19 protein-coding genes and 2 tRNA genes are annotated in these 19327 nt (G+C 66.8%); 12 read left to right on the forward strand and 9 right to left on the reverse strand.

Features of this window, described 5'->3' with window-relative positions:
- From MU856_RS16800 to MU856_RS16810, 3 genes are read left to right on the forward strand one after another with little or no spacing between them, the layout of a single operon-like run.
- Nucleotides 1-912 (forward strand): MICOS complex subunit MIC60, encoded by a 912-nt coding sequence (locus MU856_RS16800; RefSeq protein WP_263587983.1) that lies wholly within the window; start codon nucleotides 1-3, stop codon nucleotides 910-912.
- 45 nt (nucleotides 913-957) lie between these two features.
- Nucleotides 958-2160 carry an acyl-CoA dehydrogenase gene (locus MU856_RS16805; protein ID WP_062901348.1) on the forward strand — a complete coding sequence of 401 codons (1203 nt, stop codon included), beginning with the start codon at nucleotides 958-960 and terminating at the stop codon, nucleotides 2158-2160.
- A gap of 19 nt (nucleotides 2161-2179) precedes the next feature.
- Entirely contained in the window at nucleotides 2180-3298 is a 1119-nt protein-coding gene (locus MU856_RS16810) for a CaiB/BaiF CoA transferase family protein (RefSeq protein WP_263587984.1), read from the forward strand.
- A gap of 86 nt (nucleotides 3299-3384) precedes the next feature.
- Here MU856_RS16810 and MU856_RS16815 read toward each other — a convergent pair whose 3' ends face one another.
- On the reverse strand, nucleotides 3385-5727 hold the full coding sequence (locus tag MU856_RS16815) for a TonB-dependent receptor (RefSeq protein WP_263587985.1): 2343 nt from the start codon (nucleotides 5725-5727) through the stop codon (nucleotides 3385-3387).
- 206 nt (nucleotides 5728-5933) lie between these two features.
- Between MU856_RS16815 and MU856_RS16820 the strand changes: the two genes are divergently transcribed.
- Both MU856_RS16820 and MU856_RS16825 read left to right on the forward strand, forming a co-directional pair.
- Nucleotides 5934-6599, forward strand: coding sequence for a TetR/AcrR family transcriptional regulator (locus MU856_RS16820; RefSeq protein WP_263587986.1), 666 nt, complete (start codon nucleotides 5934-5936; stop codon nucleotides 6597-6599).
- Between the two features lie 135 nt (nucleotides 6600-6734).
- The gene (locus MU856_RS16825; RefSeq protein WP_263588991.1) at nucleotides 6735-7223 is read left to right on the forward strand and encodes a DUF1993 domain-containing protein; all 489 of its coding nucleotides are present in this window, start codon (nucleotides 6735-6737) and stop codon (nucleotides 7221-7223) included.
- Between the two features lie 39 nt (nucleotides 7224-7262).
- On the opposite strand, the gene metW is transcribed toward MU856_RS16825, so the two are convergent.
- The gene (gene metW / locus MU856_RS16830; protein WP_086457899.1) at nucleotides 7263-7850 is read right to left on the reverse strand and encodes a methionine biosynthesis protein MetW; all 588 of its coding nucleotides are present in this window, start codon (nucleotides 7848-7850) and stop codon (nucleotides 7263-7265) included.
- 2 nt (nucleotides 7851-7852) lie between these two features.
- Nucleotides 7853-8974 (reverse strand): homoserine O-acetyltransferase MetX, encoded by a 1122-nt coding sequence (gene metX / locus MU856_RS16835; RefSeq protein ID WP_062901342.1) that lies wholly within the window; start codon nucleotides 8972-8974, stop codon nucleotides 7853-7855.
- Nucleotides 8975-9053: 79 nt separating this feature from the next.
- On the opposite strand from metX, the gene hisC reads away from it, so the two are divergent.
- Both hisC and MU856_RS16845 read left to right on the forward strand, forming a co-directional pair.
- Entirely contained in the window at nucleotides 9054-10172 is a 1119-nt protein-coding gene (gene hisC, locus MU856_RS16840) for a histidinol-phosphate transaminase (RefSeq protein WP_263587987.1), read from the forward strand.
- A 5-nt stretch (nucleotides 10173-10177) separates the two neighbouring features.
- On the forward strand, nucleotides 10178-11086 hold the full coding sequence (locus MU856_RS16845) for a prephenate/arogenate dehydrogenase family protein (RefSeq protein WP_062901340.1): 909 nt from the start codon (nucleotides 10178-10180) through the stop codon (nucleotides 11084-11086).
- A gap of 38 nt (nucleotides 11087-11124) precedes the next feature.
- Here MU856_RS16845 and MU856_RS16850 read toward each other — a convergent pair whose 3' ends face one another.
- From MU856_RS16850 to ftsE, 4 genes are read right to left on the reverse strand one after another with little or no spacing between them, the layout of a single operon-like run.
- Nucleotides 11125-11856: a lysophospholipid acyltransferase family protein gene (locus tag MU856_RS16850; protein ID WP_263587988.1), complete on the reverse strand. Its 732-nt coding sequence runs from the start codon at nucleotides 11854-11856 to the stop codon at nucleotides 11125-11127.
- Nucleotides 11853-12383 carry a YdcF family protein gene (locus tag MU856_RS16855; protein WP_003042416.1) on the reverse strand — a complete coding sequence of 177 codons (531 nt, stop codon included), beginning with the start codon at nucleotides 12381-12383 and terminating at the stop codon, nucleotides 11853-11855. The genes MU856_RS16850 and MU856_RS16855 overlap by 4 nt, the downstream gene beginning before the upstream one ends.
- Nucleotides 12380-13285, reverse strand: coding sequence for a cell division protein FtsX (locus MU856_RS16860; RefSeq protein WP_234180400.1), 906 nt, complete (start codon nucleotides 13283-13285; stop codon nucleotides 12380-12382). Before MU856_RS16860 ends, MU856_RS16855 begins: the two co-directional genes overlap by 4 nt.
- Nucleotides 13286-13297: 12 nt before the next feature.
- Nucleotides 13298-14026 (reverse strand): cell division ATP-binding protein FtsE, encoded by a 729-nt coding sequence (ftsE, locus tag MU856_RS16865; protein ID WP_263587989.1) that lies wholly within the window; start codon nucleotides 14024-14026, stop codon nucleotides 13298-13300.
- A gap of 205 nt (nucleotides 14027-14231) precedes the next feature.
- Between ftsE and MU856_RS16870 the strand changes: the two genes are divergently transcribed.
- Nucleotides 14232-15032, forward strand: coding sequence for a zinc-ribbon domain-containing protein (locus tag MU856_RS16870; RefSeq protein WP_263587990.1), 801 nt, complete (start codon nucleotides 14232-14234; stop codon nucleotides 15030-15032).
- 31 nt (nucleotides 15033-15063) lie between these two features.
- On the opposite strand, the gene MU856_RS16875 is transcribed toward MU856_RS16870, so the two are convergent.
- Complete coding sequence (locus MU856_RS16875) at nucleotides 15064-16128, reverse strand: YeiH family protein (protein WP_263587991.1); 1065 nt, start codon at nucleotides 16126-16128, stop codon at nucleotides 15064-15066.
- A 118-nt stretch (nucleotides 16129-16246) separates the two neighbouring features.
- On the opposite strand from MU856_RS16875, the gene MU856_RS16880 reads away from it, so the two are divergent.
- The 4 genes from MU856_RS16880 to MU856_RS16895 all read left to right on the forward strand — a co-directional run bounded on the left by MU856_RS16880 (nucleotide 16247) and on the right by MU856_RS16895 (nucleotide 18514).
- A tRNA-Arg gene (locus MU856_RS16880) sits at nucleotides 16247-16323 on the forward strand.
- Nucleotides 16324-16425: 102 nt separating this feature from the next.
- Nucleotides 16426-16989 carry a peroxiredoxin gene (locus MU856_RS16885; protein ID WP_263587992.1) on the forward strand — a complete coding sequence of 188 codons (564 nt, stop codon included), beginning with the start codon at nucleotides 16426-16428 and terminating at the stop codon, nucleotides 16987-16989.
- 141 nt (nucleotides 16990-17130) lie between these two features.
- Nucleotides 17131-17203: transfer RNA gene (locus tag MU856_RS16890), tRNA-Gly, on the forward strand.
- Nucleotides 17204-17260: 57 nt separating this feature from the next.
- Nucleotides 17261-18514, forward strand: coding sequence for an MFS transporter (locus MU856_RS16895; protein WP_263587993.1), 1254 nt, complete (start codon nucleotides 17261-17263; stop codon nucleotides 18512-18514).
- On the opposite strand, the gene MU856_RS16900 is transcribed toward MU856_RS16895, so the two are convergent.
- Nucleotides 18487-19248 (reverse strand): competence/damage-inducible protein A, encoded by a 762-nt coding sequence (locus MU856_RS16900; RefSeq protein WP_062901333.1) that lies wholly within the window; start codon nucleotides 19246-19248, stop codon nucleotides 18487-18489. The genes MU856_RS16895 and MU856_RS16900 overlap by 28 nt on opposite strands.
- Nucleotides 19249-19327: the final 79 nt, after the last annotated feature.

The following is a 19327-nucleotide window of genomic DNA, read 5'->3' on the forward strand; positions in this document are numbered from 1 at the left end:
ATGGCAATCGAAAACGACAAACCCGTGCGTATGGACGATGGCGTCCGCAGCAGGGGGCTATCGTTCCGGACGTTGATAGTTGCGGCGCTCGCGCTGCTCGTGGTCGGGATCGTCGGCGGCGGCTGGGCGATGAGCCGACTGCTGACCGGCAAGGATGTGCCGCCGGTCGCCAAGGTCGCCGATGTCCCCGCGACCGGCACCGCGCCGGGTGCGGCGTCCGCCGGAGCCGGCCCCGATGCGGGGCAGAGCGGGCAGCCAGCGCTGGTCGTCGCGCCTGTCGATGGCGCGAACGCGCTGTCGGCGCGCGTGGCCGAGCTGGAACAGCGGCTGTCGCGCCTCAATCTCGAAGCGGCCTCGGCGTCGGGCAATGCCTCGCGCGCCGAAGGGCTGCTGGTCGCGTTCGCGGTGCGCCGCGCGCTCGATCGCGGGCTGCCGCTCGGCTATCTCGAGGCGCAGCTGCGCCTGCGCTTCGGCGACGACCAGCCCAATGCGGTCAAGACGATCATCGACACGTCGCGCGATCCGGTGACGCTGGAGCAGTTGCGCGCCGAACTCGACGCGCTGGCGCCCGAACTCGTCGGCCGCAGCGACGGCGGCGGCAGCTTCTGGACCGGCCTGCGCCGCGAGGTCAGCGAAATGTTCGTCGTCCGTCCGGCGGGCACCCAGTCGCCGCGTGCATCCGAACGGCTCGACCGCGCGCGCCGCTATCTGGCGGGCGGGCAGGTCGACAAGGCGATCGAGGAGGTGCAGGCGATGCCCGGCGCCGCCGAAGCGAAGGACTGGTTGATCGCGGCGCGGCGCTATCATGAGGCGCGGCGCGCGCTTGACCTGATCGAGACCGCGGCGATATTGGAGCCGCGCGACGGACCGACCGCCGCGATGGCCCGCAAGCCGGGCGATCCGACCTCCTGAGCGGGCCTGTATCGACGGGTCCGCGCTTTTGAAGAAAGCTGACCCATGGCCCTCGCCGATCCGCAGCGCATCGAAGCGCTCGACCCGTTTGATCCTCTCGCGCTCGACGCGCAGCTTTCGGAAGAGGAGCGGATGGTCCGCGATGCGGCGCGCGCCTATGCGACCGGCGAGCTGTTGCCCCGCGTCACTTCGGCCTTTCTCGACGAGCGCTTCGACCGCGAGATCATGTCGGAAATGGGCGCGCTCGGCCTGCTCGGCGCGACGATCGACCCCAAATATGGCGGCGCGGGGCTCAATTATGTGAGCTACGGCCTGATCGCGCGCGAAGTCGAGCGCGTCGATTCGGGCTATCGTTCGGCCTGTTCGGTGCAAAGCTCGCTCGTGATGCACCCGATCAATGCCTATGGCAGCGAAGAGCAGAAGATGCGCTTCCTGCCCGGCCTCGCCTCGGGCGAGCTTGTCGGCTGCTTCGGCCTGACTGAACCCGACGCCGGCAGCGACCCCGCCGGGATGCGCACGCGCGCCGAAAAGATCGCGGGCGGCTACCGGATCAAGGGCGCGAAGATGTGGATCACCAATTCGCCGATCGCCGACGTCTTCGTTGTCTGGGCGAAGTCCGACGCGCACGACGGCGCGATCCGCGGCTTCATCCTCGAAAAGGGCATGAAGGGCCTCTCGGCACCGAAGATCGAGGGCAAGGTCAGCTTGCGCGCGTCGATCACCGGCGAGATCGTGATGGACGGGGTCGAGGTCGGCGAAGACGCGCTGCTGCCGCATGTCTCGGGGCTGAAGGGGCCGTTCGGCTGCCTCAACCGCGCGCGGTACGGCATCGGCTGGGGCGCGATGGGCGCGGCCGAATTCTGCTATGAGGCGGCGCGCAATTATACGCTCGAGCGCAAGCAGTTCGGGCGCCCGCTGGCGGCGAACCAGATCGTCCAGCTCAAGCTTGCCAATATGCTCACCGAAATCGCGCTCGGCACCCAGGCGGCGCTGCGCGTCGGACGGCTGATCGACGAAGGGCATCTCGCGCCCGACATGATCAGCTTCCTCAAGCGCAACAATTGCGGCAAGGCGCTCGATATCGCACGGGTGGCGCGCGACATGCACGGCGGCAACGGCATCTCGGCCGACTATCATGTGATCCGCCACGCGGTGAATCTGGAAACCGTCAACACCTATGAAGGCACGCATGACGTCCATGCGCTGATCCTCGGCCGCGCGATCACCGGCATCAGCGCCTTTGCCTGAGGCATCGTCGCCAGCGCCGGTGGCCAAGCCCCTCGAGGGACTGCGCGTCGTCGAACTGGCGCGCGTCCTCGCGGGGCCGTGGAGCGGGCAGCTGCTCGCTGACCTTGGCGCCGAGGTGGTGAAGGTCGAGCGCCCCGGCGCTGGCGACGATACGCGCCAATGGGGGCCGCCCTTCGTCACCGGCGCGGCGGGCGAAAATCTGGGCGCCGCTTATTATCACAGCTGCAATCGCGGCAAGCGCAGCGTCGCTGTCGACATCGCGACCGCCGAGGGGCAGGCGGCGGTGCGCGCACTGATCGCCGAAGCCGATGTCGTCATCGAAAATTACAAGGTTGGCGGACTCGTCAAATATGGGCTCGACCCTGCGACGCTGCGCGCCGATTTCCCGCGTCTGATCGTCTGTTCGATCACCGGCTTCGGCCAGACAGGCCCTTATGCGCACCGCGCCGGTTATGATTTCATCGTCCAGGCGATGAGCGGCTTCATGTCGCTGACCGGTGAACCCGACGGGCCGCCGCAAAAGGCGGGGATCGCCTATGCCGACATCTTCACCGGCATGTATGCGACCGTCGGCATATTGGCGGCGCTGCGGCGTCGTGACGCCACCGGGGCTGGCGCGCATGTCGATATGGCGCTGCTCGACAGCCAGGTCGCGGTGCTCGCCAATCAGGCCGCCAATTATCTGGCGAGCGGCGTCGCGCCCAAGCGGATGGGCAATGCGCATGTCAATGTCGTGCCCTATCAGCTGTTTGCGACCGCTGACGGCCAGCTCGTAATCGCGGTGGGCAATGACAGCCAGTATCGCAAGCTGTGCGCGATTTTGGGCGCGCCCGAATGGGCAGAAGATCCGCGCTTCGTGACCAATGCGGCGCGGCTCGCCAATCGCGCCGCGCTCATTCCGCTGCTCGCCGCAAGGATCGCGACCTGGGACGCGCAGCCGCTGTCGCTCGCGCTCGAAGCCGAGGGCGTTCCGGCGGGGCCGATCAACGATCTGGCGGCGGTGTTCGCCGATCCGCAGGTCGTGGCGCGCGGCATGCGCATCCGGCCCGACGGCGCCTTTATCGACGGCGTGGCGAGTCCGATCGTGATCGATGGCGAACGCATGGTTGCCGCCGCCGGTGCGCCGCCGCTGCCCTGAACCGCCGAGCCGCGGGGCAGCGACCCAAAGAAAAGGGGCGCCGAAGCGTGCGCCCCTTTCCGTTTTTTTGGCTGTTCGTCGGCAGGTCAGAATTTGACCGTGCCGGTGACGAAGACCTGGCGCGGGTTGCCGTAGAAGGCGGTCAAAATGCCTTCAAGGCCGAGCGTCGAGGCGCCCGCCGCATTCTGATAATTGTAGCCCGAGGTGATATAGCGCTTGTCGGCCAGATTTTTGCCGTGGAGGCCGATCGAATAATTGCCGCTGTCGGCGGTCCAGACGAGGCTGGCATCCCACAGCGTGTAGCCCGGCTGGTCGAGCGCGGGGATCGGCACTTCGAACTGGTGCGTCAGGCTGCGATAGGACAGCGTCGTCGATGCGTCGATATTGCCGCCCATCGCCGGAATGCCCGCGGCGAGCGTGCCCGACACCGTCCATTTCGGCGTGTTCTGGAAGGTGCGGATGTTCGAGACATCGGTGCCGGTGGGGCCGATGAAGCGCTTGTACTTGGCGTCGATATAGCCGAGCGATCCGTTGAAGCGGATGGCCGAACCGGCGCCGGCAAAATCGCGCGCGAGCACTGCATTGGTTTCGGCCTCGACCCCCTGGAGGCGCGCCTTGGCGGCGTTGGTGGTGATGCCGCAGAAGCTCTGCACCCCGCCGACGAGGCAACCGACCGACCCCGGAATCTGCACATCCTTATAGTCCATGTAGAAGCCGGCGAGGCTCAGCGTCAGGCGGCGATCGAGCAGCGATCCCTTGTAGCCGACTTCATAGCTGTCGACCTTTTCGGGGTCGAAGGCGAGGAAGTTGTAGATATCGTCATAGGTGCGGCCCGCCGACGGATTGCTGATCGGTGCCGAGGTGCCCGAACCGCGCGGATCGAAACCACCGCCCTTGAAGCCCTTCGAATAGGAGGCATAGATCATATTGTCCGCATTGGGCTTGAAGCTCAGTGAGGCGCGCGGGGTGAATTCCTTGAAGGTGCGCTCGCCGCGGAAATTGGTCGCCACCGCGATGGCGATCGGGGTCAGCGTGCCGCCGAACTCCGGCGACAGGCCGGTGATGCGGTTCGCCTTGTAGACAAAGGCGTTGCGATTGTCGCTCGTGTAGCGACCGCCGACCGACAGGCTGAGCTGATCGGTGAAGTCATAGGTGAAATCGCCGAACACCGACCAGGTCTTGGTCCGCACGTCGCCCGCCGTATAGCCGTTGAGGCCGGGCAGCGGCCCGCCGAACGCTGGCGGCAGCGCGGCGCCCGTCAGGCCGAGCAACACGTCGAACGACGTCGCGGCCTGCGCATCGAGGTAATAGAAGCCCAGGAGACCTTTCAGCTTGTCGCCTTCATAGAGCAGCTGGAATTCCTGGCTGATTTGCTCGTTGCGGTAGACCGCAGGCACGTCGACGTCGACCGACGGCAGCGAGTCGAAGTCGATCGGGGTGAAGCTGCGGTCCTTGCGCCACGCACTGATCGAACGCAGCGTCAGCGTGTCGGTGAGATTTGCCGTGACATTCATCGCCAAGCCATAGGCCCGGACGTCCTGCTTCGGATCGTTGAGCCCGGCGCGGGTGTCGTAGACATTGTCGAGCACCGGCGCGCCTGAGAAGAGGCCCGGGATCAGGCGATGGCCGTTGCGCGGCGATGATTTGTCGTGGGTATAGTCGCCCGAGATGCGGATAAGCACCGGCGCGCCATTGCCGCCGAATTCCAGCGTGCCGCGGCCGGCCCACACATCCTTGTTGTAGTTTTCGAGGCCGGGAATGTTGAGATTGTCGCCGAAACCGCCGCGCGACAGGCGCGCAACCGAACCGCCGACGCGCAGCATGTCGTTGATCGGCACGCTGGCGGTGACGACCAGATCGGCCTGATTATAGCTGCCATAGGTGCCGCGGATGCGCAGCTCGGGCGAATCGGGGTTGAGCGCGCGCGTCACATATTTGACCGCGCCGCCGATGGTGTTGCGACCGTAGAGCGTGCCCTGCGGGCCGCGCAGCACCTCGATCCGCTCGACGTCGTAGATGTCGAGCACCGCCGCCTGCGGGCGGTTGAGATAGACGTCGTCAAGGTAGATGCCGATACCCGCTTCGAAGCCGGGGACCGGATCCTGCTGGCCGACGCCGCGGATGAAGGCGGTGAGCGTCGAATTGGTCCCGCGCGAATTCTCGAGCGTGGTGTTCGGCGTCATGTTCGCGACATCGGTGATGTCGATCGCGCCGCGGGTTTCAAGCGCTTCGCCCGAAATGGCGGTGACCGCGACGGGAACGTCGATCAGCCGTTCGTCGCGCCGGCGGGCGGTGACGATGATCTCGGCGCTGTCGTCGGCGGAGCTGGCGCCTTCGTCCTGAGCGAAGGCAGCAGGGGTGAAAGCGATCATCGAGAGTGCGGTCGAGGCCAGAACGGCACGACGCAGCGGGCGAGCGAAGGAACGCATGATGTGTCTCCCATGTGACGGGTGACCCCTCGTCACCCTTTGCGTTTTTTTGGGCCGGTCCTTGCCAAGCCGCGCCGCACCCAATAATGAAACATGAACCAAGTTTCAACTTGGAAGTTGTGAAGGCTATATTTTGCCCTCCGGTGATGCAAAAAGGCCACGCAAGGGGGCCGCCGGACTTTCGGGGCGGAGAGGGAAGGCACAAGATGAATCAGCCGCGATCATCGGCACCGCCGAGCGAAGCGGGCGCAGGCCCCGTCGATACTGCGGCGCCGGGCAATCCCGACAAGGCGCCGCGCACCGAACGCGGGCGGCGCACGCTGCGCAAGCTGCTCGACGCTGCGGCGATCGAATTCGGCGAGCGCGGGTTTCACGACGCATCGATCAGCGGCATCACGCGCCGCGCCGGAACCGCGCTGGGCAGTTTCTACACCTATTTCGATTCGAAAGAGGAAATTTTCCAGGCGCTCGTCCGCTATATGAGCGAGCAACTCCGCGACCATGTCACCCCGCTGGTGCAGGCGGCGCCCGACGAAATCGCCGCCGAACGCGTCGGCCTTGAATCCTTCCTGCGCTTCGTGCGCGAGCATAAGGAAATCTATCGCATCATCGACGAGGCCGAATTCGTCGATTATGCCAGCTATCGCCGCCACTATGAAACAACGGTCGAACGCATGCGCCAGCGCCTGGAAAATGGCGCAGCGCGCGGCGAAATCCGCGCCGATGCGGGCGAGGTCCATGCCTGGGCCATCGCCGGCATGAACGTCTTTCTGGGCATGCGCTACGGTCTGTGGGACGAAAGCGCCGACATCGCCGACGTCGCCCGGATCGCCAACGACATGCTGGCGAACGGGCTCAGGAGGAAGGATTGATGCGGACGGCGACGGCGATATTCGTAGAAAACGTTTATATTTCATAGCGTTGTGATTGACGGCTCGCGCCGATGTTCTGCCGTCTGGCACAGTTCGCCATAAAGGATCGTCATGACTTACGCGCAATCCGCCCGGATGACCTTCGCCAATATGCTGGGCACGCTCGATCACCTCGTCAGCAAAGCCATCGATGCCGGAATGACGGATGAGGTGCTCGCGGACAAATTGACTGATGACATGTTTCCGCTCGAACTGCAGTTCCGCGTTGCGCTCAATCAGGTGGTGTTGGCGCTCAATCAAGTCGGCGGACAGGCGCTACCGCTCGAAGAGGTGGCCTACAAGTCGCTCGCCGAGGTGCGCCAGCGAATTTCTGCGATTCGCTTGCTGGTCGAACAGACCGGCCCCGCCGAATGGGCCGACGCCGATGCCCTCGTCGATCTGACCTTGCCCAATGGCGTTCGTTTCCTGATGTCGGCGGAGGAAGACATCCGCGACTGGATCCTGCCGAACTTCTACTTTCATGTCACGATGGCCTATGCCTTGCTGCGCAATGCGGGTTTGCTCATCGGGAAGATGGATTTCATACTCCATATGGCGCGCCACAAGGCATCGACTGCGGAATAGAGCGAATGTTCCGGACTTCTTGACGCCGCGCCTTGCGACTCAGCCGCGCGAAATCAGGAAGATCGCATGTTCGGCGCGCCAGGTTGCGGCGGCGGCGCTGGTCGGCTTGTCGCCCGACAGATACCAGGCCGCCTCGACGCCGATCCCACGCGCGCGCACCAAGTCGCGAAAATCGGCGACAGTGACATGGTGGATGTTCGGCGTTTCATACCATGCAACGGGCAGCAGGCGCGTCACCGGCATCCGCCCGTTCCACAAGAGCGCGAGCCGCACGCGCCAATGCGCGAAATTGGGAAAGCTGACGAAGGCGCGCGGGGCGATGCGCAGCAGCTCGGCAATGACGCGGTCGGGGCGCTCGGTCGTCTGCAGTGTCTGCGACAGGATCGCATAGTCGAACGCATCGTCGGGATAGTCGGCAAGGTCGTGGTTTGCGTCGCCCTGGACCACCGATTGGCCGCGCGCGATCGCCGCGGTGACATTGGCCGCATCGATTTCGAGTCCGCGGGCATCGACGCCCTTGTCGCGGAGCGCCGCGATCAGGTCGCCGTCGCCGCAGCCGACGTCGAGGACGCGGGTGGCCGCGGGGACCGCGCCGGCGATGATCGCAAGGTCGGGACGCAGCGCCATGCTCAGCCGCCGTTCCGCAACGCACCGGCGACGAGGCGGTCGAGCGCCGGGACGTCGAGCAGGAAGCTGTCGTGGCCGAACGGTGCCGACAGTTCGACGAAGCTTGCCGCCGCGCCGACGCTTTGCAGCGCCTGGACGACGCGGCGCGATTCGCTGGTCGGATAGAGCCAGTCGGTATCGAAGCTGACGAGCGTGAAGCGCACGTCGCGCGCCTTGGCAAATGCGCCTGCGAGGCGCCCGTCATGCGGTTCGGCAAGGTCGAAATAGTCCATCGCGCGCGTGATGTAGAGATAGGCATTGGCATCGAAGCGGTCGGTAAAGGCCAGCCCCTGATGGCGCAGATAGGATTCGACCTGGAAATCGGCGTCGAAGCCGAAGCTCTTGGCATCGCGTGCCTGCAGCCGGCGGCCGAATTTTTCGGTCAGCCCGGCTTCGGACAAATAGGTGATGTGCGCCGCCATGCGCGCGACCGACAGCCCTTTGGTCGGGGCGCGGTCGCTGCCGTAATATTGGCCGTCCTGCCAGTCGGGATCGGCCATGATCGCCTGCCGCCCCACCTCGTGAAAGGCGATATTCTGTGCCGAATGGCGCGCGGCGCTTGCGATAACGACCGCCGACGCCAGCCGTTCGGGATAGGCCGCAGCCCAGCCGAGCGTCTGCATTCCGCCCATCGATCCGCCGATGACGGCATGCAGCCGCGCAATCCCCAGATGGTCGAGCAGCATAGCCTGCGCGCGCACCATGTCGGCGATAGTGATGACAGGAAAAGCCATGCCGAGTGGTGCGCCGGTGGCCGCATCGGGCGTCGCCGGACCGCTCGTCCCCATGCAGCTGCCGAGGACGTTGGCGCAGAGGACGAAATAGCGGTCGGTATCGACGGGCTTGCCGGGACCGACCATGCGCGCCCACCAGCCCGGCTTGCCCGTCGCCGGGTGGTCACTCGCGACATATTGGTCGCCGGTCAGTGCGTGGCAGACGAGCACCGCGTTCGACCGGTCGGCATCGAGCGTGCCATAGCTTTGATAGGCGATCGTCACCGACGGCAACGCCTGACCGCTGTCGAGCGGCAGGGGCCGGTCGATCGTCACGCTCTGGTGCCGGATCTGATGGAGGAGGCTCGCCATGCTTTCCGGGGCGCTAGGCCGGTGCGCGAAGGCTGTCAACGTACTGGACTCGGCGCGCACAGCCGCTAAACGGCGCCGCATGACCGGTGACAGCAAAACCCTCGCCCCCAAGCCGTGGATCAGCGGCATCGCTCCCTATGTGCCCGGCAAGTCGGCGGGCGCTGACGGCCGGCCGCTGATCAAGCTTTCGGCGAACGAAAATCCGCTCGGCACCGGCGACAAGGCGCGCGAAGCCTTCCGGGCGTCTCAGACGGCCGCCGACGCGCTCTCGCGCTATCCCGATCCGGGCGCCGACGTGCTGCGCGCGGCGATCGCGGCGAAGTTCGGGCTCGATCCGGCGCGCGTTATCTGCGGCAACGGGTCGGACGAACTGCTTCACCTCGCGGCGGGCGTCTATGCCGGCGAAGGCGACGAAATCCTGTATGTCCGCTACGGCTTTGCAGTCTATGAAATCGCGGCCCGGCGGGTCGGCGCGGTGCCGGTGGAAGCCGAGGACCGCGACTATGCGACCGATGTCGATGCGCTGCTCGCCGCGGTGACCGACAAGACCCGCGTCGTCTATCTCGCCAATCCGAACAATCCGACCGGAACGCTCGCAACGAAGGAAGAGGTTGCGCGCATCCACGCCGGCCTGCCCGGCGACGTGCTGTTCGTGATCGACCAGGCCTATGCCGAATATCTGGATGCCGATCAGGATGATGGCGGCCTCGAACTGGCGAAAAGCGCGCCCAATGTGTTCGTCACGCGCACTTTTTCGAAGATCCACGGGCTGGCGGCCGAGCGGATCGGCTGGGGCTATGCGAGCGCCGAGGTGATTTCGGCGCTGCACCGTATCCGCCTGCCCTTCAATGTCACGCGCGCCGGACAGGCGGCAGCGGTCGCGGCGCTGGCCGATGATGATTTCGTCGCGCGCAGCCGCGTGCATAATGCGAAATGGCGCGCCTGGCTGGCGGGCGAGATCGAAAGCCTGGGTAACCACGGGCTGCGTATCGTCCCGTCGGCGACCAATTTCCTGCTCGTGCTGTTCGAAGGCGCGATCAGTGCCGAGACGGTCTACAACCGGCTGATGGAGGCGGGCTATATCGTCCGCTGGCTGCCTGGACAGGGTATCCCGCAGGCGCTGCGCATGACGATCGGCACCGAAGACGAGACGCGCGGGCTCGCGGCGGCGATCCGCGCCGCGATCGCCGCGGGCTGACTGGCATGGCGCACGCGATCGGGCGGGTGGCGATCGTCGGGCTGGGCCTGATCGGCTCGTCGGTAGCGCGCGCGATCAAGGCGAAGCTTCCCGATGTGGCGGTGACCGGCCATGATGCCGATCCCGATGTCCGCGCCGAGGCGCGCGCACTCGGCTTCTGCGACGCGGTGAGCGACGATGCGGCGGTGGCGGTAGAGGGCGCCGATCTGGTGATTCTGGCGGTACCCGTCGGGCGCATGGCCGCCGCTGCCGCGGCGATCGCGCCGGGCCTGTCCGCGCATGCGATAATTTCGGACGTCGGGTCGTCGAAGGCGGGGGTCGGCGCCGCGCTGCGCGCCGCTCTGCCCGATCATGTCGTGGTGCCCGCCCACCCGGTCGCGGGGACCGAGAACAGCGGCCCGGCCGCGGGCTTTGCGACGCTGTTCGACCGACGCTGGTGCATCGTCACCCCGGCGCCGGACGCGCCCGCCGATGCGGTCGCCGCGGTGACGGGGCTGTGGCAGGCGCTCGGCGCGAAGGTCGAGACGATGGACGCGGCGCATCACGACATGGTGCTGGCGGTGACAAGCCATCTGCCGCACCTGATCGCCTATACGATCGTCGGCACCGCCAGCGAGCTCGAGGAAGTGACCGAGAGCGAGGTCATCAAATATTCGGCGGGCGGTTTTCGCGATTTCACGCGCATCGCGGCGAGCGACCCGGTGATGTGGCGCGACGTGTTCCTTGCCAACCGCGATGCAGTGCTCGCGACGCTGCAGCGCTTCAACGAGGATCTGACGGCGCTCCAGCAGGCGATCCGCCGCGGCGACGGCGACCGGCTCGAAGACTGGTTCACGCGGACGCGGGCGATCCGCCGTTCGATCATCGAGCAGGGTCAGGACGATGCGGCCCCCGATTTCGGGCGCAAACACTGACCGTCGCGCTCGCGAAGGCGGGGCGACGAACGTTATTGCTATTGCTCGGCCGGTTTTTCCAGCAGTGCTTCGGGCGGGTTGAGCGCGTTGATCGCGCGCCAGACGCGTTCTTCGGCTTCCTCGCGCGGCAGGCCGGCGGGGATGGTTTCGCCGATGCGATAGGTGATGCTTCCCGGCCATTTGATCCAGCGGTGCGGCGGATAGGCGATGCCGCTGTTGACGGCGACGGGGATCACGGGGACGCCCAGCATGCGATAGACGCCCGCGAAGCCCGACCGCAGCGGCGGCGCCTTGCCATGCGGCACGCGCGTGCCTTCGGCGAAAAGTACCAGCGGGCGACCGATTGCAAGCGCCGCCTTGGCCGCGTGCAGCATCGCGCGCATCGCCTTGCTGCCGCCGTCGCGGTCGACCGGAATCAGCCCGTAAAAGCGCGCAGCCTGTCCCCAGACGGGGATCGAGAATAATTCCTCCTTGGCGAAGACCGCGGGCCATTTGAACAGCATCGGCTGTTCGATCGTCTCGAACGCGCCCTCATGCTTGAAGACATAGAGGACGGGGATGTCGGGCATCTCGCCCTCGACGATCACGCGGTGCCCCAGGATGAAGCGGCAGATCAGCCGGTGGAACTTCGCCCAAGCGCGCACGAACCCGCGCGTCGCATGGTGCGAGATCGGCAGCGTGACGATCGCGCCGATCGAGCAGATGCTGCTCATCAGGACGAAGGCGATCCAGAACAGGATCGAACGCACGAGGGCGATCGGATAGCTCACAGTCCGAGCAGGCCGCCCGCCAGACCGGCCAGATATTTGTGATATTCGCGAAACAGCGTCGAAAAGCTCGGCTGGCTGCGCACCGCATCGGGAAGGATCGTCACCTTCTTGTCCATCGCGCGGCCGAGTTCATATTCGGCGCGGCGCATGTGCCAGTCGGTGGTGACGAGCCGGATGCTCTTGTAGTTGCGCCGCGCAACCCAGCTTGCGACCTCGGTCGCGTTCGAGCGTGTATCCTCGGCCTCAAAACCCAGCGCGACACAGCAATCGAACAGCTTTTGCGGCCGTTTATATTCGGCGGCGAGTTCCTTCGGCTTCACTTCGCGCGCGACGCCGCTGATCAGGAGCCGCTTGGCGCGTCCCGCCTCGAGCAGTTCCAGCCCGCGGTCGATCCGGCCGGGGCCGCCGGTCAGCACGACGATCGCGTCGGTCGTCTGGTCGCCCGCGGGCAGCGGCAAGAGCAGCGCGAACCACGCGAAGCCCAGCACCCAGGCCAGGAACAGGAGAGAGATCAGCCGTTTGATCATAATATCTTCTTGAGCGCGGCGAGCAGGGTCTGCCGCGCCGTCAGTGCCGCGAGCGCGATAGCCAATAGCGGCAGCGCCAGCAAGAGCGCCCAGCCGATCGGCCCAAGCGACGCGGTCGCGGCAAGTCCCGATGTCACGCGCGACCATTGCCAGCCGATCAGCAGCAGGATGGCGGCGGCCACCGCGGTACCGAGCGCGACACCATAAGCCGTATCGATCGTGATGCGGCGCTGGAACAGGCGGGCGATCTGCTGGTCGGTGGCGCCGATCAGGTGCAGCATCTCGATCGTCGCATAATGGGTGCCCAGCGCGGCACGTGCCGTCATGATGACCACCGCGGCGCTGGCGAGCGTCATCAGGATAACGAGACCGCCCGCGATCCAGGCGAGCGAGCGGATCAACCGCGCGACGGGGCCGAGCCAATCCGCATGCGGGATGACGCGCGCGCCGGGGGCCTCGCGGGCGACGAGCGCGCGCAGCTGGCCCATATGACCCGACCGATCCTCGCCGACGAAATCGACATCGACGAGCGCCGGCATCGGCAGCGAGCGCAGCACCGGATCGTCGCCGTCGGCGGTGCCGAACCATTGGCCGAGCGTCGCCTGCAGCTCGGCCGGATCGACCGCGCGCGCCGATCGCACGAAGGGTTGTGCAGCAGCCGCGCGGCGCAGTGCCGCCGCCTGCTCTGCGCGCAGCACGGGATTGGCGGTAATGATCTGCACCGTGACGCGCCCCGCGATTGCCTCGCCGATCGCATCCGCCGATCGCGCAAGGCCGACGCCGCCCGCGGCGGCCAGCAGGGTGAGCATCATCAGGATCGCGATGACCCACGGTGTCGGGCCCGACAGGCGGCGATCGGGAAGCAGGCGGCGATGCTGGACGGGAACGCGCGCGAAGATCATCGGCCTTCCATCCTAGGCGCGGTTCGGCGGATAGCGCAGCGCGCCGGTGGGATCGGACAGCCGCCCCTTTTCGAGCCGCATCATCTGGGCATTGTCGATGCGGCTGATCAGGTGGATGTCGTGGGTCGCGACGACGACCGTGGTGCCGAGGCGGTTGAGCGCCTCGAACAAGCCCAGCAGGCGCATCGCCATCTCGGGATCGACGTTACCCGTCGGTTCGTCGGCGACGAGCAGTTGCGGGCGGGCGATGACCGCGCGCGCGATCGCGACCCGCTGTTGCTCGCCGCCCGACAGCGTCGGCGGAAAGGCGTGCGCGCGTTCGCTCAGCCCGATCCAGCTCAGCATTTCGCCCACCGGGCCCGACAGATCCTCCTCGCTGACCCCGGCAATGCGCAGCGGCAGCGCGATATTGTCGCGCGCGCTCAAATGCGGGATCAGCCGGAAGTCCTGAAACACGACGCCGATGCGGCGGCGAAAGCCGGGCAGGCGCTGGCGCGGCATCGTCCCCAGATCCTCGCCGAACAGGCGCACGATGCCGCGGCTCGGCCGCTGCGCGAGGTAAAGCATCTTGAGCAGCGAGGTCTTGCCCGCGCCCGACGCGCCGGTCAGGAAATAGAAGCTGCCGGGCTGAAGGTTGAAACTGATGTCGGACAAAGTCTCGGCATCGGGCCCGTAGCGCAGGCCGACGCCGTCGAATTCGACCATTGCGCCGCCGGGTCGGCCGGGGCCGGTCGCCGTCATGACGCCACCATCGCGCGCCGCGATGCGCCTTGGTGCCGGTCGAAAAGGGGAGCCCCGCCGCTCATGTCGCTGCCTGTCGCACGGCTGTTTCGCGAGGACAAGCGCCAAGCGTCGGCTTTTCGACCGGCGCCCGCCATGCCTTGCCGGCACGCCCGGCGCACGCGGCGCTTGCAACACCGCGAATCAGCGTGTTTAGAGAGACGCCATGATCCTGTCCTGCCCGTCCTGCCATACGCGCTATGTCGTCCCCGACACGGCGATCGGACCCAATGGCCGAACGGTGCGCTGTGCCAGTTGCCGCCATAGCTGGTTCCAGGAACCCGCTGCAGCGGCTCCGGCGGCGCCCGCGCCTGCAGCGCCGCCGGCCCCGGAGCCGGTTTCGGCGCCCGAGGCCGCGCCTTCCGCCCCCTCGTCTGTATCCGCACCGCCCGCATTCGATCCCGCACCGGCCGCGCCGCCCGTGGTCGAGGAGTCCGCGCCGCCGCCGCCGCCGCAGGCCTTTGCGGTGCCCGAGGCCGAGCCGCGCGTCATTCCGGCCAGCGAGGCCGAGCCGCCGCTGCCCTTCCGCCGCGCCCGGCGCAATCCCGCCAAGCGCTGGACGATGATCGCCGCTGCCGCCGCGCTGCTGATGATCGGCGCGACCGGGGCGCTCTACTGGTTCGGCCTGCCGGGCTGGGCGCAGGGTCTGGGTATTCCGGGGATGACCGACGAGCCCGATCTGGTGATCGAGCTTCCGCCCAATCAGGATCACCGCGAACTGCCCGACGGCACTATCTATTTCGCGGCGAGTGGGGTCATCATCAACCCGACCGATCGCGAACAGCGCGTGCCGCCGATCCTCGCCGAACTGCGCGATGCGCAGGGGACGATCGTCTATAGCTGGACGATCAAGCCGCCGGTGCGGATGCTGCCGCCCAACGAAAAGGTCAATTTCAGCGAGGCGAAGCTCGATATTCCGCGCCGAGCGACGCAGTTGACCGTCAGCTGGGCGCTCCCGAAAGGCTGAGCCTCAGCTGCGCCGTCGTGACGTCACGGCGTCACAGGCTGACGGCGGCGGCAAGCGCCAGCAGAAAGCTGGTCAGCGTCGCGACGATGATCGGCGCGAAGCTGCGCCACCCCTGATCGAGCAACAGCGCAAGCCGTGCCTTCATCGCCGTCGCGACGATCGCGAGCAATAGCAGCGCCTGCGCCCCGGTCGCCGCCGCGCCCTGCACCGGCTTCGGAACTGCAACGATCGAATTGATCGCGGCGATCAGCAGAAAGCCGGTGATGAACCACGGCAGGCGCAGCGGGATCTTGCGCTTTCCGGCGGGCGCGTCGCCGGCGCGGCCCAGCCACATGGCGACGAGCATCAGCATCGGGGCGAGCAGCGCGACACGGGTCAGCTTGACGATCGTCGCGACCTCGCCCGCCTGCGGCGAAAAGGAAAAGCCGCCGCCGATCGCCTGCGCGACGTCGTGGATCGACGCACCGATCAGAAAGCCGGCCTGCGTGTCGGTCAGGCCGATTTCGGCGGCGAGAATGGGGTAGAGCGACATGGCCAGCGCGCTCGCGACCGTGATGCCGACCAGCGTCAGCGTGAAGCGCGCCTGGTCGACGCGCTTGTCGCCGATCAGCGAATAGAGCGCGAGCGCCGCCGACGCGCCGCAGATTGCGGTCGCGCCGCCCGCGAGCAGCGCGGCGTGACTGTCCTGCCGGAACAGCCGCGCGCTCGCGACGGTGATCAGGATGACTGCGAGCATGATGACGACGAGCAGCGCAAAGGGGAGCGGCCCCAGTTCGACGAGCTGTTCGGCGGTAATCCGGGCGCCGACGAGGACAATGCCGATCCGCAGCGCGGTCTGCGACATCAGGTCGAGCCCGGCGTGGGTGCGCTTGTCCTGCGACAGAAAACTCATCGCGAGGCCGATGAGCAGCCCCATCAGCACAAGCGGGGCGCCATAATGATCGGCGAGCCACGCAGCGGCGAGCGCCGCGATCGCGGTCGCAAAGGCGCCGGGAAAATAATCGTGCCAGCGCCGCGCGGCCGTGGGCGTTGTTTCGAGCTGCAGCTCGCCATAAAGATCGGCGGCCATCGGCCAGCCCTGGTTCGTATCCGCCATCACCGTCCCCGCACCGGCCGCCGCATCGCGGCCCCGACGCCGCTTCGCATATCCGCGCCGCGCGGTCGATAGACCATTGCTGGCAAGCGAAGCTCTTGCTAGAGGCCGCGCTCTACCGGCACCCGTAGCTCAGCTGGATAGAGCGCTGCCCTCCGAAGGCAGAGGTCACAGGTTCGAATCCTGTCGGGTGCGCCAGTTTTCTCCAAGACCATGACCTCGACGGGCGTCCGCGTCGGCGCGCTGGACGCCCGCGCATTTTTTGGTCATGCTGGGCGACATCGGCCAAATGGGAGAGCGATGATGAAATTCCGGGGCATGACGGCAATCGCGCTGGGTGTCGGGCTGCTCTTGGCAACCGCGCCGCTGCAGGGCTTCGCGGCGCTCAAGCCCGGCGTGAAGGCGCCCGATTTCACGCTGGATGCGGCACAGGGCGGGAAGCCTTTCAGCCTGTCGCTGAAACAGGCGTTGAAGCAGGGTCCGGTCGTCCTCTATTTCTTTCCCGCGGCTTTCACGCCCGGCTGCACGATCGAGGCGCATCTTTTTGCCGAATCGACCGACGATTTCAAAAAGTTGGGCGCACGCGTCATCGGCGTCACCGCGGGCAATATCGACCGCGTCGCCGAATTTTCGCGGTCGGAATGCCGCGACAAATTTGCCGTGGCGGCCGATCCGGGCGCGAAGGTCGCCGCCAAATATGACACGACGATGCGCACGGCGGACAACCGGATTCTCTCCGAACGTACATCCTATGTGATCGCGCCGAACGGGACGATCCTGCTCAGCTACACCGACAGCAAGCCGCAGGCGCATATCGAGAAGACAATCGCGGCGGTGCGGGCATGGAAGGCGCGGAAACGCTGATCGCCGCCGCGTGCCCGCGCGATCCACAAGAGATATGTTGACGACAGCGCGGTCATCGTGGCACTCGGACGCCGCATCGCGAGGGCAACTGCAAAACGCGCTTTAAAACAGCACGGCAGGCAGGGGCCAAGTCGTTGAAATGCGGGTGTAGCTCAATGGTAGAGCAGAAGCTTCCCAAGCTTACGACGAGGGTTCGATTCCCTTCACCGCTCCAGCCCTGCCGTAAGAGGCCCGGCGCAGGCCTCCCGCTTCCGACATTCAGGATTTTCTTGTGACGGCAAAGCGCACCATTCCGTTCATTGTGGCGACCATCTTCATCGATGCGATCGGATTCGGCATCATCATGCCGGTGCTGCCGCAGCTCGTGATGGAGGTGGGGCGCATCGACCTCGCGCATGCGATCGAGGTCGGGGCGTGGATCGGACTCGTCATGGCGGTGGCGACCTTCCTCGCTTCGCCGGTGCTCGGCAATCTGTCGGACCGGTTCGGGCCGCGGCGCGTGCTGCTGCTGTCACTTGCCGGGCTTGCCGCCGACTATGCCTTGCTGACAATCGTCGACACGCTGCCCTGGCTATTCGTCGCGCGCGCGCTGTCGGGGATTTTCGGGGGTAGCTATGCCGCCGCGATGGCGGCGATCGCCGATGTCACGCGGCCGCAGGAGCGCGCGCGCAACTTCGGTTTCGTCGGCGCCGCCTTCGGGGTCGGCTTCGTCGTCGGCCCTGCGATCGGCGGCTTTCTGGGCGAGTTGTCGCCGCGCGCGCCCTTTGTGGCGGCGGCGCTGCTCGCGGCGGCGAACATGATCTACGGTGCCTTCATCTTTCCAGAGACGCTGGCCCCCGACAAGCGGCGCGGCTTCGACTGGCGCCGCGCCAATCCGCTCGGCGCGGTTCGAGCGATGCGCGCGCTTCCGGGCATGAGCGGCGCGGCGGCGGTGCTGCTGCTGTGGCAGATCGCCAGCCTCGTCTATCCGATGACGTGGAGCTTTTACTGCACCGCGCAGCTCGGCTGGACGCCGGGGATGATCGGCGCGAGCCTTGCCGCGGTCGGCGTTGCCATCGCGCTCGGGCAAAGCTTCGTCGTCGGGCCGATGGTCGCGCGTTTCGGCGAACGCGATGCGGCGACGATCGGCATCGCCGTCGCGGTCGCGGTGTTCGTCGGCTATGCGTTCGTCACAACGACCTGGGGCGCCTTCCTGTTGATCGTGCCGATCATGTTCCAGGCGCCGGTGCAGCCATCGCTGAGCGCGATCTTGTCGCGCCGCGCCGATGCCGGCGCGCAGGGCGAGGTGCAGGGGATTTCGGCGATGGCGATGGGGCTGGGGCAGATCGTCGCGCCCCTGCTGCTCACCGGCACCATGGCCTGGTTCACGGGCGCGAACGCGCCGGTGCATTTCCCCGGCGCCGCCTTTCTGGTGGCGGCGCTGTTCGGATTGTTCGCGATCGCGATGCTGCGCCGCCTGCCCCGCGCGACGCGGACGAGCGACGCCGACGCGGCCGATCAGATGCCGCCGTCGGTCACCGTATAGCCCGCCGCCTCGAGCGCCGTGCGCACGGCGGCAACGCAGGCGGCGACCCGTTCCGCGTCGGTCGAGCGAAAGACGAAATTGGCGCCGACGCGGCCGTCGCGAAAGAAGGGATAGCTGCCGATCGCGACGCCGGGATGATCCTTTTCGCCCGCGCGAAGCAGGTCGGCGACCTCGCTTTCGGGTGCCCATGCGCCGATCGTGTGCGCGACGAGCGGCGCCCCGCCTTCCAGCGCTCCGGTCAGCGCATCGAGCATGCCCGCGGTGATGTGCGGCACACCCGCCATCACGAACAGATTGCCGATGCGGATGCCGGGCGCGCCCGACATGCGGTTGGGGATCAGCTCGGCGCCCTCGGGGGTGCGCGCCATGCGCAGCCGCGCCTCGGTCAGTTCGCCGCCGCGCGCCGTGTAATAGCGTTCGAGAATCGCGCGCGCATCGGGGTGGACGATGACCCCGACGCCGAGCGCTCTCGCCACCGCATCGACGGTGATGTCGTCGTGGGTCGGGCCGATGCCGCCGGTGGTGAAGACATAGTCGTAACGCGCGCGCAGCGCGTTCAGCGCCGCGACGATCTCGTCCTCGACGTCGGGAACGATGCGCACTTCGCGCAGGCGAATCCCCTGCACGTCGAGCCAGGTCGCGATTTGCGCGACATTCTTGTCCTGCGTGCGGCCCGAGAGAATCTCGTCCCCGATCACCAGCACGGCGGCGGTCCAGATGCGTTCGTCGCTCATCCTCTTGCCTTACCGCGCCCGCATGACAAAACAAGGCTTCTGGATCGCAGACGATGTTCCTGATATGTTCTTTGCGACT

The sequence above is a fragment of the Sphingopyxis sp. GC21 genome, assembly GCF_025727575.1.
GTDB lineage: Bacteria > Pseudomonadota > Alphaproteobacteria > Sphingomonadales > Sphingomonadaceae > Sphingopyxis > Sphingopyxis terrae_A.